Raw genomic sequence first — 18,390 nt, 5'->3', positions numbered from 1 at the left:
CGCGCAAAAACCGCGTATAACAAAATGCCGCCTGTCAAACGCTAGCACCGATTTCGTTTTATATCGTTTGCGTTTTACCTATGATTTAATTTGTGGCGCGCATGAAATTAGAATTAACACGCGCGTTTTCCCGTTTTAGTCCGCGCGGCGGGCTTTTGGAACGCTTATAGTTCCGCCATAAAATCTCCATACTTTTTTGATACAAATGAAGCCGCAATGGACGCGCGGGCAAGTGGTACAATATGCGGACGGGCGGCGAAGCTGCGCCGCGCCGCGAAAATTTACAGATGGACTGCGAACGGAGCGTATGCGGATAGGATTATGACGAAGGATTTTTTTGCAGGGTTTGGATTTGCGGGGCGCGCCGCTTTCGCGGCGTTGGCGCTCGTCTGCGCGGCGGCGTTTCCCGCGGCGCGCGCGGAGGCACTGACGCAGGCGGAGGCTGCGCCCGTCGTGTTCGAGGCGCTCGGACGCGAGACGCCGGAGAAGTTTCTTACCGCGGTCGAGGGAGATATGACGAGGCGCGACGCGCTGCGCTTCGCCTTCGAGGCTATGGGCTGGGGCTTCGCGCTCGCCGCCGTCGACCAAATCGGGATTCTGCCCGAGTGGCCGGAGGTGGAGGGCGTTTCGTATATTTCTGCGACGATGAGCCCGCAGCCGCCCGCGGCTATGACGGCGTCGCTGGACGAGTTGCTGACGCCGGAGGATATGGAAGGGTTTGAAGGCTGGCTGCGCGAGTGCGCGAAGTCCGTCTCGTGGAAGGCTTCGTTCTCGTGGAACGGTACGACGCTGTTTATGGTGAAGCGCGGCGTCGGCACCCCGTCGGGCCCGGCGAACGGCGATATGAAGAACGGCAGGAACGAGCCGCTTTTCGCCGCTGCGCTCGCCGTGGATATGGCGGCGGTGCCGTGCCAGATTGCGACGGCGGAGATGATAGGCTCGAAGCGCGCGGCGCTCGCGACGATTGCGGTAGAAAATTACGGCGTCGTCGGCGGCATCAACGGCGGCTATTTCTCGGGCGCGAAGCCGATCGGCGTGCTGCGCCGCCAGGGGCGCACGGATAACGCGAAATTCTGGCCGAACCGCTCGGCTTTCGGCTGGAACGAGAGCGGCGGCTTCATCTTTATAGACGGCAAGATTGTCAACAACATCGGCTCGGTGCACGAGTATGACGAGTATACGGAGATGATGCAGGCGGGGCCGCTGCTCGTGAAGGAGGGCGAGGCCGCGCCGAACACGGAGGACGTGGACCCCGCGGTGCTGAACCGCCGCCATCCGCGCACCTTCGTCGGGACAGACGGCTCGCGTGTCTTCTGGGGCGTCGTGGACGGGCGCGACAATATGCACAGCGTCGGCATGACGATAGAGGAGCTTCGGACGTTCTGCATCAAGGGGCTGGCGCTGACGGACGCGCTGAATCTCGACGGCGGCGGCTCGAGCTCGATATGGTGGCGCGGGATGACTTTCTCGCAGCCGAGCAACGACAGCGACGTGGAGCGGCCGATTCCCTACGCTGTGCTGATGTTCGAGCCGGGCGCGGGAGTGCGGCAGTAGACGTTGCGCCGGAGGGCGCGCCGCTGTTAAACTATATAAGGCTTTATCGATACGCAAATACGCGAAAGGCGAGAGGAAAATAAAAATGACAGAGAAAATTTACGCGCCGGATATGGATTTCGGCGAATGGAAGGAATATACGGAGAAGGCGCTGGAGGAGCCGGCCTACCGCGCGGGGCAGATATGCCAGTGGATTTGGCAGAAGCACGCCGACGACCCCGAGGAGATGACGAACCTGTCGAAGCCGCTGCGCGAGAAGCTCGCGGAGAAGCTCGACTTTGCTTTCCCGGTTCTCGCGCGCGAGCAGAGGTCCGCGGACGGCACGCGCAAGTTCCTCTGGCGGCTGCGCGACGGCGAGTCCGTCGAGTCCGTGCTGATGAAGCAGGGCGACAGGCTGACCGCCTGCATTTCGACGCAGGTCGGCTGCCCGCTGCAGTGCACCTTCTGCGCGACGGGGCTCTCGGGCTTCGTGCGCAACCTCAGCGCTGGCGAGATAGCGGGACAGGTCGCCGCTATTGAAAAGAAGATAGGTCGCGAGATAAACAACGTCGTCTACATGGGCATGGGCGAGCCGTTCCTCAACACGGAGGCGGTGCTCAAGTCCATCAGGATGCTGAACGACCCGAAGCTGCGCAACCTCGGCATCCGTCACATAACGGTCTCGACCTCGGGCATAATCCCCGGTATCCGCGCGCTCGCGGAGTCGGGGCTCGGCGTGCGGCTCGCGATATCGCTCCACGCCGCCGACGGCGAGCTGCGCAGCATGATAATGCCCGTCAACAACAGCTATCCCGTCGAGGAGCTGCGCGAGGCTTTGGTTGATTATCAAGAAACTACTGGCGACCGCATAACGATTGAATATGCGCTCTTCGGAGGCGTCAACGACAGCGTCGAGCGCGCGAGAGAGCTTGTGCGCTTCCTGCGCGGCATCCACGTCTACGTAAACCTCATCCCGTGCAACTCGGTCGAGGGGCGCTACGCGAAGCCCGAGGCGGAGGACGTGCTGCGCTTCAAGAGCGTGCTCCAGACGGCGGGCTTTGAATGCGAGATACGCGCCGAGCAGGGCGCTGACATCGACGCGGCCTGCGGACAGCTTCGCCGCAAGGAAAACGGCATAGACGCGCCGCTCGAGCACGGAACGTTCTCCGCGCCGAGGAACATAATGGCCGAGGAGCGCGCCGCGGCGCGCGCGGCAAAGCCCGCGGAGAAGCCGAAGCGCCGCGAGTCCGGCGGAAGAGAGGGCGGGCGCGGAGCCTTCGGACGCCGCGACGAAAGCGCCGGGGCGCGTCCGCGTTACGGCGCAGACAGGGCGAGGGACGAACGTCCTGCGCGCGGCGGGGACGGATATAAAAAACGCGGCTTCGCCGGAAACGGCGAAGAGCGCGGCGGCTTCAGAGGCCGCGACGAAAACGGCGGGCAGCGCGGACGCTTCCGCGGCGGAGAGGAAAGAGACGAACGCCGTTACGCGGGCGCGCGCGAGGCCGGAGAGCGCCGCTTCTCGGCAAACGAAGAAGAGCGCGGAGCCTTCAAGCGCCGCCGCGAAAACGCCGAGCCGCAGGAGCGCTACCGCAGCGGCAAAATGAAGGAGGCGCGCCCGACCTACAGAGGCGGCGGCGAAGAACGCGGCCGCGAGGCGGGCGAAGCGCGCGGCGAGCGCAGCTTCCGCGAGCGCCCCGCAAAAAGCGCGCCGCGCCGGAAATCCGCGCCAGCGCCGAAGGACGGCCCCTTCGCCAAATTCTACAAAAACTCCGCGAAGCCGAAGCGGAACGCGAAAAAATCGTAGGAAGGCAAAGTAGATGAACTTTTCGCTCTATCTGATACTCTTCCTCATAATAGGGACGGTATTCTTCGGCCTCGCCTTCCCGTTCATGATAATGTTCGTCGGCGTGCTGCTCGCCGCGTTCATCGTGATGTGGCTGCTGCGCCTGCTTCGCGGCGGCTCCGGCTTCACCGTCTACACCTCGCGCGGCGCAGGCCGCCGCGCCGAAGAAGAGCCGCAGGCCGAGCCCTCGCGCCGCCGCATATACTCGTCGGACGACCCGACGCCGCCCCGCGGCGGATATGACGCGCGCGGCCCCTACATAAACGTAGCCGCCGACGACGAAGAGATGGCCGAGGCCGTAGAGGTTGTCGAGCTCCCCGCGACCGCGCTGCGCAAGGACGACGAAGCCGAAACGAAATAAAAGCGCCGCCGCGCCGCGCGTCCGCAAAACAGCAGAAACTCACGGCCCGCTCCCGCACACAGGGAACGGGCCGCTTTTTTATCCGCGCGGCGCGCGCTTTGCGCCGAAGCACTTGCCTTACGGCGCGTTGTCCGCTATATTGCGGATTGAAAAAATAATAAAAAGACCACGGAGGCGCTGCGATGAACAGCTTCACACTGAACAACGGAATCACGATGCCGGCGCTCGGCTTCGGTACCTTCAAGATGAACGGAGAGGAATGCGCGCAAAGCGTCGCGGAGGCGATACGCTGCGGATACCGCATGATAGACACGGCGGAGGCCTACAAAAACGAAGAGGCCGTGGGCGCGGGCATAGCCGAGGGCGGCGTGCCGCGCGGCGAGCTCTTCATAGTCACGAAGGTCAACTTCCGCTCCTACCCCAAAACGCGCGAGACCGTCGAAGCGTCGCTGAAAAAGCTGCGCGCCGGCTACCTCGACCTCGTGCTGCTCCACTGGCCGCTCGGCGACTACTACGCCGCGTGGCGCGAGCTTGAGAAACTATGCGCCGAGGGCGTGATACGCGCGATAGGCGTCTCGAACTTCAACCCCGACCGCCTGATAGACCTGATAGAATTCAACGAAGTCACTCCCGCCGCGAACCAGATAGAAATGCACCTGCTCTGCCAGCGCCGAGCCGAGCGCGAATGGATGGACAAATACGGCGTGCGCTGCATGGCCTACGCGCCGCTCGGACAGGGACGCAGAAACGAAATGTTTGAAAACGCGGAGCTGACGGCCGTCGCCGCCGCGCACGGCAAAAGCCCCGCACAGACGGCGCTGCGCTTCCTCATGCAGAGCGGCGCCGCGCCTGTCCCGAAATCCGCACACGCGGAACGCATCCGCGAAAACGCCGCCCTCTTCGACTTCGAGCTCTCCGCCGAAGAAATCGCGCGCCTTGAAAAAATGGACACCGGCATAGCCATGTCCGGCACGCCCGAAAACCCCGTAAAGGTCGAAGCGCTGCTGAAACAATAGCGCGCCCGCCGAAGAAGCACAAAACCACGGCCCGCCCCCAAGCGTCAGGGACGGGCCGTTCATTTTGCGACTCGCGGAAAACGCCGCGCGCTACGGAAGCTGTTTTGAAATCTCGCGCGCGAACTCCGCGATCATCGGGCCGTACTTTGCGGCGTCCTCGTCGGTAAAGCGGAAGGTCGGCGCGGTCAGGCTGATCGCCGCGACCGGATAACCCTCGCGGTCCGTTATCGCGCCGCCGAGGCAGCGGATGTTGTCCTCGTTCTCCTCTATCTCCTCGGCGTAGCCCTGCACGCGGAAGCGCGCAAGCATCTTTTTCAGCTCCTCCTTCGACGTGACGGTCCTCGCCGTGCGCGGCGAAAGCTCCGCGGAATCGAGGTATGCGTCGAGCTCTTCCTGCGGCAGCTGCGAAAGTATCGCGCGCCCCGCGCTCGTGCAGTAGAGCGGGAGCTCCGAGCCGAGCCGCGACCAGCGCAGCGTGACGTTCTGCGTGCTGTCGAGCCTGTCCGCGTACTGCGCCGCGCCGTTGTTGTAGACGCAGAGGTGGACGGTCTCGTTCGTCGCGTCGCGCAGCCTGCGCAGCCACGGCGCGGCGAGCTCTATCACCGCCGTCGAATACCTGTAGCCGCCGCTCCAGAGCAGCACCGTCGGCCCGACCTTGTAGCGTCCGTCCGCCGTCTTGACGACGACGTTGTCCTCGCAGAGTATGCCGAGTATCCTGTGCACAGTCGCCTTCGGCATGTCGAGCGCGCGCGCGAGCTCCGTCACGCCCGACGGCCCGCTCTTCCTAGTAAGCTCCGAAAGCAGGAGCACCGCCTTTTTTATAGCTTCGTGATTTTTGCCAGTTTCAGCCATTTCAGACCTCTTCAAAAAAATTACGCCCGGGCGTATTGCGCTATTGTAGCGCAAGCCTCCGAAAGCTGCAAAAATCATCGGCCTATGGTGCGCGCGAACAAAAAAAATTTTTCATCGGTAATTTTACGAACTTCCGCTTGACATTTACGTAATTTAAGAAGTACACTTTTATCGTTAAGATATATGAAACATCGTTCCGAGATACGGAACAAAAATATTCGAGAAAGTTATAAGTCGTCAAAAAAATTTTGTTGAACTTCAACAGGGAGGCAATAAAAAATGAAAAAGTTTGTAACTTTCGGAGAGCTGATGCTGCGCCTTTCGCCGCAGGGGACTGACGTTCTTTTCCAGAAGCCGTCGCTTGAGGCTACGTTCGGAGGCGCGGAGGCCAACGTCGCCGTCTCGCTCGCCAATTACGGCGAAGAGGCGGTTTTTGTTACGGCTCTGCCCGACAACCCGATAGCCGACGCCGCGGTGCGCGAGCTCAGAGGCTTCGGCGTCGACACGCAGTATATCCGCAGAAGCGGAAGCCGCGTCGGCATCTACTATGCGGAGAAGGGCGCCTGCATGCGTCCCTCGAAGGTCGTCTATGACCGCGCCCATTCGTCGATCACCGAGGTCAAGCCCGGCGACTTCGACTGGAAGGCCATCTTCGACGGCGCCGCGTGGTTCCACACGACGGGCATCACGCCCGCGGTGGCGGAAGGCACGGCGGAAGTGACGCTCGAGGCTATGAAGGCCGCGCACGAGATGGGCGTCAAGGTTTCCTGCGACCTCAACTACAGAAAGAAGCTCTGGAAGTGGGGCAAGAGCGCGCAGGAGGTCATGTCCGAGATAACAAAGTACGTAGACGTCCTCATCGCGAACGAAGAGGACTGCCAGAAGTGCCTCGGCATCGAGCTCGACGTCGACGTGACGAAGGGCAGCATCGACAGCGACAAGTACAAGACGCTCGCGGCGAAGGTCATGGAGATCTACCCGAACGTCGAGAAGCTCGCGGTCAGCCTCCGCGAGAGCGTCAGCGCCGACATCAACAACTGGTCGATAGTCATGGCGACGAAGGACGGCTTCTACACGAGCAAGAAGTACGAAATCCGCGACATCGTCGACCGCATCGGCGGCGGCGACTCCTTCGGCTCCGGCCTCATCTGGGGGCTCAACAACCTCGAGACGCCGCAGGCGGCGGTCGAGTTCGCGGCGGCGGCTTCGGCGCTGAAGCACACGATTTTCGGCGACTACAACAGAGTCTCGGTCAGCGACGTCCTCACGCTCGCGGGCGGCGACGGTTCGGGCCGCGTGCAGAGATAAGGAGACAGGACGATGAACGAAGTTCTCGAAAAGCTCGGCCGCATAGGCCTCGTACCGGTCATCAAGCTCAACTCGCCCGAAGAGGCGCTGCCGCTCGGCAAAGCGCTCATCGCGGGCGGCATCCCCGTCGCGGAAGTGACGTTCCGCACCGACGCGGCGGCGGAGTCGATAAAGATTCTCGCCAAAGAATGCCCCGAGCTCATCCTCGGCGCGGGCACCGTCCTCACGACGGAGCAGGCGGACGCGGCTGCGGAAGCCGGCGCGAAGTACATCGTCACGCCGGGCTTCAACCCGCGCGTCGTAGCCCACTGCCAGCAGCTCTGCCTCCCCGTGACGCCCGGCGTCAGCTCGCCGAGCCAGGTCGAGCAGGCGCTCGAGATGGGCCTCAAGGTCATCAAGTTCTTCCCCGCGGAGCAGTCCGGCGGCGTCGCGATGCTCAAGGCGCTCAACGGCCCTTACGGCGGAAAGGTCTCCTTCATCCCGACCGGCGGCGTCGGCCCGAAGAACCTCATCGACTATCTCTCCTGCCCGAACGTCTTCGCGGTCGGCGGAAGCTGGATGGTTCCCTCGGACGCGGTCAAGGCCGGCGACTGGGGACGCATTGAGACGCTCTGCCGCGAGGCGCGCCTGCTGTCACTCGGCTTCTCGCTCCTCCACATCGGCATCAACCCGCAGTGCGAGTGCTGCGCGCTCGACGAGGCGCGCATGTTCTCCGCAATGCTCGGAATGCCCTTCAAGGAGGGCAACAGCTCCGCCTTCGTCGGCAAGTCCTTCGAGTTCATGAAGGCGCAGGGCCGCGGCGAGAAGGGACACATCGCTATCGAGACGCTCTCCGTCGAGCGCGCTCTCGAGTGGTTCTCGGGCTTCGGCATCGGCGTAGTGGAAGAGACGATAAAGAGAAAAGACGGACGCATCACGGTCGCCTACCTCGACAGAGAGGTTGCGGGCTTCGCGGTGCATCTGAACAGGAAGTAGAAAGAACGAAAAAAGCGGGCGGGCGCGGAAGCGCCGGCCCGCTTTTTTATGGCCCCGCGCCGCCGTGCCTCCGCCTCTGCGCGCGGCTTTCATCATAAGCACATAACGAGTATGTCGTTTTACGAAAACTTTTGTGCTGTCCGCACTTGTGAAAATTGATGAAAGTCCTCCGCACGAATTGACAACCCGAGGCGCGGGGCATATACTGTAACAGTAATCTATCTAATATACAAGTTATGTGCAAGTTGATTTTAAGTTTTCTCAACAAATATGTTTGGAGGAATCGGCATAAGAGCGACGCGCATTGGAAAGCAGGGCGGCATACAGCCGCGGAGAGGGCCGGATTCATCTGCGAAGACTTCGTGCGGTAAACGGCGGCGGGCGCTCTACATATTCATGGATATATAGGTTGTCTCAACCTACATATATAAAAGAGGAAAGGAAGATTTAAGATGAAGGGTACAATGAAGAAAAGGATTTTGGCTTCACTGTTTTGCGGAGCGATGGCGCTCGGCCTCGCGTTTTTCGGAGGGGCGGACGCGGCCAGCGCTGCGGACAAAAAGGTGAGCATCAACGTCGGCTATGAGAACGCCGTCACGGAACCTGCGGCTAAGGCGGCGGAGCGTTGGAAAGAACTTGTCGAGAAGAAGTCCGGCGGCTCGATAGAGCTTAAACTCTTCCCCAACTCGACCCTCGGCAAGAAAAACGACCTTATCGACCAGATGCTCATGGGCGAAGCCATCATCACCGTCGCGGACGGCGCGTTCCTTGCGGACTACGGCGTGCGCGACTTCGGCCTTTTCTACGCTCCCTATGCATTCGAGAACTGGGACGAGCTTTGGAGAATCATAGACAGCGATTGGTACAAGAACCTCTGCGACCAGCTCGCGAAGACCGGCGGCCTCCGCGTCCTGACCTCCAACTGGATCTACGGCGCGCGCGACATCCTCGCTATTCGTGAAGTTCGCACGCCCGCGGATCTCGCCGGACTGAAGCTCCGCGTTTCCTCGAACGACCTCTCCATCACCAGCTTCAAGGCTCTCGGCGCCACGCCGGTCGGCATGGACATGGGCGACGTCTACCAGGCTATGAGCGGCAAGACCATCGACGCCGTTGAAAACCCGATCAGCTCGCTTTACAACCGTTCCTTCCAGGAAGTCGCGAAGTATCTGACGAAGAACGAGCATATCCTCGCCACCTCGATGTGGATCTGCGGAGAATCATTCTTCAGCACGCTCAGCCCCGAGCAGCAGAAAGTCCTTATGGAGTGCGCCGACGAAGCGGGACTTTACAATAACGAACTCTACGACGAAGCGACCGCGGCCGCTGAAAAAGGCATGAAGGACGCCGGAGTGACCGTCATCGACCTGACGCCGGAAGAAAAGGCTGAGTGGGTGAAGGCGGCCCAGCCCTTCTTCAACGAAGCTACCAAGACGCTCGGCTGGAGCGAAGGCCTCTACGACACGGTCAGAAAGATCGCCGAAGGAAAATAACGCAGGCAACGCTGTTGACGGAGAAGGAAGCCAAACGACGCGGGCTTCCTTCTCCGCGTAAGGAAGGGCGTCGAACCGGCGTTTTTACCATAAAGCAGCTCTTGTCTGAAATCGGAGGCTACTAGCATGAAACAACAGATTGATTGGAAATTCATGTTGCTGAACCTTGACGTAGTGATCGCCTCGATCGCCGCATGCGTGCTGGTCGGGCTGACCTTCTCGGGAGTAATCGCCCGTTACGTCGTCAGCAGCCCGTTCACCTGGATTGAAGAAGTTCAGGCCGCGACGATCGTATGGGTGATTTTCGGCGCAGCCGGAGCCGCGTTCCGCACCGGCAACCACGCGGTGATTGAAATATTCTTTGAATACTTCCCTCAGTGGCTCAAAAACATCATCAACATCGTGATTTTGCTTATAACGATAGCCACTCTTGCATTCCTCGGTTATCTCTCAATTAAATACATGATGGTCTTTGCAAACAGCGGACGTACTACGGCGGTCCTTCATTTATCGTACATCATGATATACTGCATCGTCCCGTTCTCCTGCATCTGGCAGGTAGTCAACTTTATACTGGTCAACTGGTTCCATTACACGGAGCAGGAGACGATAGAAGCTATAACGGACGAAGAATTTGAGGAGGCGAAAAAGCGGTGAACATCATCACTCTCTCCTGCATCCTTCTATTGGTGATGCTTTTCCTTAAGGTGCCGGTCTATATCTCGGTCCTCGCCGCTTCTGCGATTTATTTCGTCGGCAATCCGGCGACCAACCCGGCGATTTTCGCCCAGCAGGTGCTCGCCGGGGCACAGGGGCTTGCGCTGCTTGCGATTCCGTTCTTCGTAATGGCTGGCGTGTTCATGAACTACACCGGCGTAACTCGCCGCGTCATGGACTGCTGCGCCGCACTGACGGCGCGTATGCCCGGCGGCCTCGCTCAGGTCAACATTCTGCTCTCGACGCTGATGGGCGGGCTTTCCGGTTCGTCCCTCGCCGACGCCGCTATGGAGGCTAAGATGCTGGTTCCCGCGATGGAGGCGCACGGCTACTCCAAAGCGTTCTCAAGCGTTATCACGGCGGCCTCCGGCATGGTCGTTCCTCTGATTCCGCCCGGAACTGGGCTGATTATTTACGCCTGCATCAACAACATCTCCGTCGGCCAGCTCTTCGTCGCCGGTATCGGCCCTGGACTGTTCCTGACCGTATGCCTGATGATTTTCACGCACTTCCTGTCTAAGAAGCGCGGCTACTCGGCGATACGCACGACGAAGCTGTCTGTCGGCGAGAAATGGGCGGCAATACGTCCCGCGGTTCTTCCGCTGCTTCTGCCGATAATCATCATCGGCGGCGTCCGCATCGGCGTATTTACGGCGAGCGAAGCCGGAACCGTCGCCATCGTCTACGCGCTCATGCTCGGCGTTATATACCGCGAAATGAGCGTAGTCGATTTCGCGAAGGGCTGCAAAGAGACTGTTACCACGACCAGCTCGATAATGCTGATAGTCGCGGCCGCCTCCTGCTTCTCGTGGATACTGACGCGCGAGCAGATTCCGCAGACCTTCGCTAGCTGGATGACGGAAGCCTTCAGCAACAAGTATGTGTTCCTGTTCGTAGTTAATATTTTCTTAATCATCGTCGGAATGTTCGTCGAGGGCAACGCTTCTATGATAGTCTTGAGTCCGCTGCTTCATCCCGTGGCTCTCGCTTTCGGCGTAGACCCGATACATTTCGCGATGGTCTACATCTTCAACTGCACGATAGGAGCCTTCACTCCGCCTATGGGAACGCTGATGTTTGTAACCTGCGGCATTACGAAGTGTCCTACTAAGGATTTCATGAAGGAATCTATTCCATTCTATATACTCTTCTTCATCGACATCCTTATTCTGACCTACTTCCCGCCGCTCTCAACATTCTTGGTGGATTTGGTTTATTAGTCAGACGATACGCAGATTTAGAACCCGAACCGGTGTTGAAGCAGATATTTGCGAAGCACCGGTCGGGGCTTATTAACACCCGGAGGGGTTTTTTATGAGAGAACGTCCATTGGTTGCTGATTTGGTGAAAGATACGTTTATACCGAAAATGTTCCGCGTGCGGCAGAAGTTCTCGCACGACCATATCGAGCCTGAGCGCATACCGCAGGTGATCGCAGAACTGCTGAGTGAGGAAAAATTCGCGTCGCGCGTGCGGCCCGGCATGCGCATCGCGATTACCGCAGGTTCGCGCGGCATCGCCAACGTAGCGCTGACCACTAAATGTATTGCAGACTTTGTAAAGTCGCGCGGGGCGTTCCCGTTCGTCGTGCCCGCCATGGGCAGCCACGGCGGCGCGACCGCGGAAGGCCAGCGCGAAATCTTGGCCGGTTATGGAATCGTAGAGGATTACATCGGCTGCCCCGTCGTCTCTTCGATGGAGGTCAAGAAGATAGGCGTCAACGACGAAGGCGGCGATGTGTACATCGATAAAAACGCCGCGGAGGCCGACGGAATAATACTCGGCTGCCGCGTCAAGCCGCACACGGCGTTCCGCGGCCCTTACGAGAGCGGCATGATGAAGATGATGGCGATAGGCCTCGGCAAACAGTTCGGCGCGGAGAAGTGCCACGAAGCCGGCTTCAAAAATATGGCGAAGAACGTTCCGCTGTACGGCCGCTGCATTTTGAAGAACGCGCCGGTACTTTTTGGCGTGCCGGTAATTGAGAACGCCTTCGACGAGACCTGCAAGATAACGGCCGTCGCGGCCGAAGACATCGAACGTGTGGAGCCGGAGCTGCTGAAAGAGGCTTTCAGCTACATGCCGAAAATCCGCGTCGATTCGTGCGACGTGCTGATAGTGGACTATATCGGGAAAAATTTCAGCGGCGACGGCATGGACCCCAACATCACGGGAACTTTCTGCACTCCATACGCGACCGGTGGCATCGACGCGCAGCGCGTGGCCGTGCTCGACCTAAGCCCGGAGACGCACGGCAACGGCATCGGGCTGGGCTATGCCAGCGCGACGACGAAGCGCGTCTTCGACAAGCTCGACCTCGCGTCGATGTATCCAAACGCGATTACCTGCACCGTCCTCGGCGGCGTGCGCATCCCTATCGTTATGGAGAGCGACAGGGAGACTATACAGGTCTGCATCAAGAGCTGCAACGAGATAGACAAGTCGAATCCGCGCGTCGTCCGCATACCGAACAGCCTGCATTTGGAGCACATCATGTTCTCGGAGTCGTACTGGGCCGAGGCGGAGGCCAACCCGGATATAGAGATCGAGTCCGAGCCGGAGTACATGCCTTTCGACGAGGACGGAAATCTCTGGTAGCCGCGGAAGGCCGGAAAAGCGGCGCGCAGGAATCCGTCCTTCGTCCGCTGTGGTATGAAAGAGGCTTTATCCCGTCGCGGGAAAATAAGCTGTAAGTAATTGGAAAATAAATCTTTTCTTACAAAACTGTTGGGAGGAATCACCATGAAAGCAATTTGCATCGAAGAACCAGGCAAGGTCGTCGTCAAGGAAATCGACAAGCCGGTGCGCAAACCCGGCGAGGCTCTGCTTAAGATGCTCTACGGCGGCATTTGCGGCAGCGACCTCGGCTCGTACCGCGGAGCGAACGCCTACGTCTCGTACCCGCGCATCCCGGGCCACGAGCTTGCGGCCGAGATTGTCGAAATCGACGAAAACGACAAGGGACTCAAGCCAGGAATGATCGTAACCTGCAATCCCTATTTCAACTGCGGCACGTGCTACTCCTGCCGCCGCGGCCTTGTCAACGCCTGCACCGACAACCAGACGATGGGCGTGCAGCGCGAGGGCGGCTTCGCCGAGTACATCACGATGCCGGTCGAGCGCATCTACGACGGCAAGGGGCTGCCCGCGAAGACGCTCGCGCTTATCGAGCCGTTCTGCATCAGCTGGCACGGCGTTTCGCGCGCGGACGTGAAGGCGGGCGAGCGCGTGCTGGTCGTCGGCGCTGGAACCATCGGCGTGCTCGCGGCGGTGGCGGCGAAGGCGAAGGGCGCGGAGGTCACCATCTGCGACGTCGCCGAGGACAAGCTCGACTACGCCTTCAAGACCTTCGGCCTCGACCACAAGCTTCTGAACTCCTCGCCCGAGGCCTTTACGAAGGGCGTCGAGGAGCTGACGAACGGCGACGGCTTCGACGTTACGATCGAGGCGGTCGGCCTGCCCAGCACTTTCCAGAACTGCATCGACGCGGCCTGCTTCGGCGCGCGCGTCGTGCTCATCGGCGTTTCCAAGAAGAACATCGACGACTTCTTCTTCACGATTATCCAGAAGAAGGAGCTCAACATCTACGGATCGCGCAACGCGATGAAGAAGGACTTCCTCGAACTCATCGACCTCGTGAAGGCAGGCGGCGTCGACCTCGAGAAGATAGTGACGAACACCTACAAACTCGACGAAGCCCCGAAGGCGTTCGAAGAATTCTCGGCGAACGCCGGAAAGATGCTCAAGGTTGTAATCGACTTCGCCTAGCAAGCGGCGGGCGGAGCGAAAAAAAATCTCTATATAAGGAAGGAAAGTTGTTATGAAGTCATTGAAGAAATTTGCGGCTATGGTATGCAGCGCGGCTCTCGCCTGCGCCCTCGTGTTCGGCGGCACGGCCTTCGCGGCGGACGACGTGATCGAGCTCCAGATAGGCTTCGAGAACTCCATCACGGAGCCCTTCGGACAGGGAATAGTGAAGTGGGCCGAGCTGCTCGACAAGGCCTCCGGCGGCACGATGAAGATCACCCCCTATCCCGACAGTCAGCTCGGCAGCAAGAACGAGCTGATCGACTCCATGCTCATCGGCGAGCCCGTCTGCACCCTTGCCGACGGAGCCTTCTACGCGGACTACGGCGTGCCCGATTTCGGAATCGTCTTCTCTCCGTTCCTCTTCGACAACTGGGAGCAGTGCTGGAAGCTCATAGAGTCCGACTGGTACAAGGACCAGTGCGCGCAGCTTGAGAAGAAGGGACTCAAGGTCCTCGTCTCCAACTGGGTCTACGGCGCACGCCACACGCTCACCGTCAAACCGGTCAACAAGGTAGAGGACCTCGCGGGCATGAAGATCCGCGTCCCCAACAACCAGATTCAGTCCTACGGCTTTGACTGCCTCGGCGCCGTCTCGACGGGCATGGACCTCGGCGACGTCTACTCCGCGATGCAGACGAAGACCATCGACGGAGCCGAGAACCCGCTCGCGACGCTCTATGGACGCAAGCTACACGAAGTCGGCAAATATCTGATACTCGACGGACACGTCCTCAACTTCACGACGCTCGTCTGCTCCGCGGACTGGTTCAACAGCCTCACCGAGCAGCAGCAGAAGTGGCTGGTCGAGACCGGAATCGAAGCCGGCAAGTACAACAACGAAGTCCAGGCCAAGGAAGAGGCCAACTACCTCAAGATGATGAAGGACGACGGCGTGACGGTCGTCGAGCCGACGCAGGAGGTTCTCGACGGCTTCCGCGCGAAGGCGCAGGACTTCTACAAGCACAGCAAGACCTTCGGCTGGTCCGACGGACTTTACGAGAAGGTCTGCGCCGCTATGGGCAAGACGGCGAAATAACGCCCCAAACGTAAATTCAACGACAGTCGGCGAACCGGCGGCAAAATTGGAGAACCAAGGATGCCGCCGGTTTTCGCCAAAAGGAGGATGAATAATGAATCAAGAGAGCAAATTCAAGGCCGTGCTCTGGAATCTGGATACGATCGTCGCATCCGTGGTCCTCGCGATACTGATCGTCCTCACCTTCGCCGGAGTCCCCTTCCGTTATCTGCTCGGCGCGCCCTTCACATGGCTCGAAGAGGTGCAGCTCGCCTGCATGGTCTGGATAGTCTACGCGGGAGCGGGCGTAGCTTTCCGCGCGGGCAACCAGGTCGCCATCGAAATGATAGTCGACCTCATGCCGAAGGGCATGCAGAAGATCATGGAGATACTCATCTCCATCGTGGTCGTCGTGGTGCTCGGCTATCTCTTCTACCAGAGCCTCGGCTACATCGGAATTTTCTTAAGAAGCGGACGCGCGACGCCGATGCTCAAAATCCCCTACGCCCTTATCTACGGCATCGGCCCTGTCTCATTCGTATTGATGGTGATCAGCTATTTCTACGCGCTCTTCAAGGGCGTCAAATCCGAAGCTAAGGAGGCCGTTGAGCAATAATGAATACCATACTGCTTGCAGCTTCTGTCGTAATGCTGGTGCTTCTCTTCCTTAAAGTGCCGGTATTCATCTCAGTCCTCGGCGGCGCGGCGGTCTACTTCGTCGCGAGCCCTAAGGTCAACCCGATAATCTTCGCGCAGCAGACTATAACCGGCGTCGAAAGCATCGCGCTACTTGCGATACCGTTCTTCGTATGCGCGGGCATCATGATGAACTACACGGGCGTCACGGCGCGCATCATGAACGTCTGCGAAGTCATGACGGGCCGCATGTACGGCGGCCTCGCGCAGGTCAACGTCCTCCTCTCCACGCTCATGGGCGGACTCTCCGGCTCCAACCTCGCCGACGCGGCGATGGAAGCGAAGATGCTCGTCCCCGAAATGGAGAAGAAGGGCTTCTCTAAGGAATTCTCGTCGGTCGTCACGGCCACCTCGGCTATGATTACGCCGCTCATCCCGCCGGGAATATCGATGATACTCTACGGCTGCATCGCGAACGTCTCGATAGGCGACCTCTTTATATCGGGCATCGGCGTCGGCCTCCTGCTCTGCGTCTCGATGATGATAGTCGTCCGCATAATATCGAAGCAGCGCGGCTACGCCCCGATACGCACGACGCGCGTCACCTTCCCAGAGTACGTCGCGGCCTTCAAGCCCGCGATACTTCCGCTGCTTCTGCCGATCATCATCATCGGCGGAATCCGCATCGGCGTCTTCACGGCGACCGAAGCCGGAGCAGTGGCGATCGTCTACGCGGTCATGCTCGGCTTCATCTACCGCGAAATGCGCTGGGAGGATATGAAGAAGGGCTTCAAGGAGACCGTATGCACGACCTCGTCGATAATGCTCATCGTAGCGGCGGCGGGCGTCTTCTCGTGGGTGCTGACGAAGGAGCGCCTCCCGCAGCAGCTTACGGAGTGGATAGTCTCGACCATCGACAATAAGTACGTCTTCCTTCTTATAGTGAACATATTCCTGCTCATCGTCGGAATGTTCATCGAAGGAAACGCCTCGATGATAATCCTCGTTCCGCTGCTCCACCCGATCGCGCAGGCCTACGGCATCAACGAGATACAGTTCGCGATGACCTACATCTTCAACAACGCGATAGGCGCGCTCTCGCCGCCTATGGGAACGCTGATGTTCGTCACCTGCGGCATAACGGGCTGCAAAACTGGCGCGTTTATCAAGGAAGCGGTACCGTTCTACATCCTGCTCGTCATCAACCTGCTGCTCATAACCTACGTCCCGGTCTTCTCAACGGGAATCCTGATGCTTCTCGGAGACTAATCCAAATATTACCGCGGGGTGCGGCGGATTTTCCGCTGCGCCTCGCTTGACTTATTGAGGTGAAAAATCATGGAAAGACTCAATTATGACGTTCTCAAACGCTCCGGCTACAAAGGCTACATACTCGAAAAAGCGCCGGAGAAGATTCTGCAGTTCGGCGAAGGCAACTTCCTCCGCGCCTTCGCCGACTACTGGTTCGACATGTCCAACGAGCGCGCGGGATGGAACGGCAAAGCCGTCCTCGTGCAGCCGATAGCGCCGGGACTCGCGAAGCAGATAAACGAGCAGGAGGGGCTCTACACGCTCTACCTGCGCGGACGTGAAAACGGCGAGAAGGTCGACCGCAAACGCGTCATATCTTCGGTCAGCCGCTGCCTCAACCCCTATGAGAAGGCGGATTACGACGCGATGATGGAAGTCGCCGTCTCCGACGACCTCGAGTACATCGTCTCGAACACCACCGAAGCCGGCATAGTATACGACCCCGCATGCGGCAAAGAGGACTGCCCGCCTTCGTCCTTCCCGGCGAAGCTCACGCAGGTGCTCTACAAGCGTTGGCAGGCCGGCAAAAAGCCCGTCGTGATACTCTCCTGCGAACTCATCGACAACAACGGGAAAGAGCTCGAAAAGTGCGTGAAGCAGTACATCGCTCAGTGGGGGCTTGAAGAAGATTTCGCCAAATGGTGCGGCGAATGCACCTTCTGCTCGACGCTCGTCGACCGCATCGTGCCGGGCCGCGTCAAAGACCCCGCGGAGGCCTCTCGCCTCGACGAAGAGAACGGCTACCACGACGAACTCATAGACGTCGGCGAAGTCTTCGGCGTATGGAACATCGAAGGCCCAGCGTGGCTCGAAGAGCAGCTGCCGTTCAAGAAATCCGGCCTCAACTGCATCGTCGTCCCCGACGTTACGCCCTACAAGAAACGCAAGGTGCGCATACTCAACGGCGCCCACACCGGCTTCGTCCTCGGCGCGTACCTCGCGGGCTTCGACATCGTGCGCGACTGCATGCACGACGAAGACGTGAAGGGCTTCATGAACAAAATGCTCCACGAAGAGGTCATCCCGACTCTGCCGCTCGACAAGAAAGACCTCGAAGAGTTCGCCTCGGCCGTCGAGGACCGCTTCAACAACCCCTTCGTCGACCACGAGCTTATGAGCATCTCGCTCAACTCCACCTCAAAATGGAAGGCGCGTAACATGCCGAGCTTCCTCGACTACATCAAAATCAACGGCAAGCTGCCCGTCTGCCTCACGATGAGCCTCGCCGCCTACATCGCCTTCTATTCCAACGACGTGCAGGAGCTCACCGACAAGGGGCTCGTCTGCCGCCGACCGAAGGGCAACACCTACACAGTCAGCGACGACCGCTGGGCGCTCGAGTTCTACTGGGAGCACAGGAACGACACGCCGGAGCAGCTCGTCCATGCCGTCCTCACGAACAAGCAGATGTGGGACCAGGATCTGACGGAGATAGCGGGCCTCGAGGAAACCGTGCTCGCGGACCTCAAGGAGATACGCGCCGAGGGCGCGAAGGCGGCCTACGCCTCCTGCCTGTAAGG

The 18,390-nt window shown here is 59.6% G+C and carries 16 protein-coding genes; 15 read left to right on the top strand and 1 reads right to left on the bottom strand.

All coding sequences use genetic code 11. The annotated features are described in order from the left end of the window. Window positions 1-321: 321 nt before the first annotated feature. From ABGT66_RS02345 to ABGT66_RS02330, 4 genes are all read left to right on the top strand, one after another. A complete protein-coding gene (locus ABGT66_RS02345) occupies window positions 322-1,554 on the top strand; it encodes a phosphodiester glycosidase family protein (RefSeq protein ID WP_346688577.1) in 1,233 nt (410 codons plus the stop codon). 85 nt (window positions 1,555-1,639) lie between these two features. Then, window positions 1,640-3,337: a 23S rRNA (adenine(2503)-C(2))-methyltransferase RlmN gene (rlmN, locus tag ABGT66_RS02340; RefSeq protein ID WP_346688576.1), complete on the top strand. Its 1,698-nt coding sequence runs from the start codon at window positions 1,640-1,642 to the stop codon at window positions 3,335-3,337. A 13-nt stretch (window positions 3,338-3,350) separates the two neighbouring features. Further along, on the top strand, window positions 3,351-3,737 hold the full coding sequence (locus ABGT66_RS02335) for a hypothetical protein (protein WP_346688575.1): 387 nt from the start codon (window positions 3,351-3,353) through the stop codon (window positions 3,735-3,737). Between the two features lie 182 nt (window positions 3,738-3,919). Beyond that, window positions 3,920-4,753: an aldo/keto reductase gene (locus ABGT66_RS02330; RefSeq protein WP_346688573.1), complete on the top strand. Its 834-nt coding sequence runs from the start codon at window positions 3,920-3,922 to the stop codon at window positions 4,751-4,753. Window positions 4,754-4,843: 90 nt separating this feature from the next. Here the strand turns inward: ABGT66_RS02330 and ABGT66_RS02325 are convergent, their stop codons facing one another. Next, on the bottom strand, window positions 4,844-5,605 hold the full coding sequence (locus ABGT66_RS02325; RefSeq protein WP_294192745.1) for an IclR family transcriptional regulator: 762 nt from the start codon (window positions 5,603-5,605) through the stop codon (window positions 4,844-4,846). A gap of 279 nt (window positions 5,606-5,884) precedes the next feature. On the opposite strand from ABGT66_RS02325, the gene ABGT66_RS02320 reads away from it, so the two are divergent. The 11 genes from ABGT66_RS02320 to ABGT66_RS02270 all read left to right on the top strand — a co-directional run bounded on the left by ABGT66_RS02320 (window position 5,885) and on the right by ABGT66_RS02270 (window position 18,388). Then, window positions 5,885-6,913, top strand: coding sequence for a sugar kinase (locus ABGT66_RS02320; protein ID WP_346688571.1), 1,029 nt, complete (start codon window positions 5,885-5,887; stop codon window positions 6,911-6,913). 12 nt (window positions 6,914-6,925) lie between these two features. Then, window positions 6,926-7,888, top strand: a complete 963-nt coding sequence (locus ABGT66_RS02315; protein ID WP_346688570.1) for a bifunctional 4-hydroxy-2-oxoglutarate aldolase/2-dehydro-3-deoxy-phosphogluconate aldolase — start codon at window positions 6,926-6,928, stop codon at window positions 7,886-7,888. 452 nt (window positions 7,889-8,340) lie between these two features. Then, window positions 8,341-9,381, top strand: coding sequence for a C4-dicarboxylate TRAP transporter substrate-binding protein (locus ABGT66_RS02310; RefSeq protein ID WP_346688568.1), 1,041 nt, complete (start codon window positions 8,341-8,343; stop codon window positions 9,379-9,381). A 126-nt stretch (window positions 9,382-9,507) separates the two neighbouring features. Then, window positions 9,508-10,038 carry a TRAP transporter small permease subunit gene (locus ABGT66_RS02305; protein WP_346688567.1) on the top strand — a complete coding sequence of 177 codons (531 nt, stop codon included), beginning with the start codon at window positions 9,508-9,510 and terminating at the stop codon, window positions 10,036-10,038. Further along, a complete protein-coding gene (locus ABGT66_RS02300; RefSeq protein WP_346688565.1) occupies window positions 10,035-11,318 on the top strand; it encodes a TRAP transporter large permease in 1,284 nt (427 codons plus the stop codon). The genes ABGT66_RS02305 and ABGT66_RS02300 overlap by 4 nt, the downstream gene beginning before the upstream one ends. Before the next feature lie 94 nt (window positions 11,319-11,412). Further along, on the top strand, window positions 11,413-12,696 hold the full coding sequence (locus tag ABGT66_RS02295; RefSeq protein WP_346688563.1) for a lactate racemase domain-containing protein: 1,284 nt from the start codon (window positions 11,413-11,415) through the stop codon (window positions 12,694-12,696). A gap of 144 nt (window positions 12,697-12,840) precedes the next feature. Next, window positions 12,841-13,866: a zinc-binding alcohol dehydrogenase family protein gene (locus tag ABGT66_RS02290; RefSeq protein ID WP_346688561.1), complete on the top strand. Its 1,026-nt coding sequence runs from the start codon at window positions 12,841-12,843 to the stop codon at window positions 13,864-13,866. Window positions 13,867-13,918: 52 nt separating this feature from the next. Beyond that, window positions 13,919-14,944 (top strand): C4-dicarboxylate TRAP transporter substrate-binding protein, encoded by a 1,026-nt coding sequence (locus ABGT66_RS02285; protein WP_346688560.1) that lies wholly within the window; start codon window positions 13,919-13,921, stop codon window positions 14,942-14,944. 94 nt (window positions 14,945-15,038) lie between these two features. Then, window positions 15,039-15,539: a TRAP transporter small permease gene (locus ABGT66_RS02280; protein WP_294192767.1), complete on the top strand. Its 501-nt coding sequence runs from the start codon at window positions 15,039-15,041 to the stop codon at window positions 15,537-15,539. Beyond that, the gene (locus ABGT66_RS02275; RefSeq protein WP_294192768.1) at window positions 15,539-16,828 is read left to right on the top strand and encodes a TRAP transporter large permease; all 1,290 of its coding nucleotides are present in this window, start codon (window positions 15,539-15,541) and stop codon (window positions 16,826-16,828) included. The genes ABGT66_RS02280 and ABGT66_RS02275 overlap by 1 nt, the downstream gene beginning before the upstream one ends. A 69-nt stretch (window positions 16,829-16,897) precedes the next feature. Further along, on the top strand, window positions 16,898-18,388 hold the full coding sequence (locus tag ABGT66_RS02270) for a tagaturonate reductase (protein ID WP_346688559.1): 1,491 nt from the start codon (window positions 16,898-16,900) through the stop codon (window positions 18,386-18,388). The last annotated feature ends 2 nt before the right edge of the window (window positions 18,389-18,390 follow it).

The sequence above is a fragment of the uncultured Cloacibacillus sp. genome (genome assembly GCF_963926575.1).
Lineage (GTDB): Bacteria > Synergistota > Synergistia > Synergistales > Synergistaceae > Caccocola > Caccocola faecigallinarum.
Note: the sequence above shows the minus strand (reverse complement) of the source record. Positions and strands in the feature narration are given on the sequence as shown.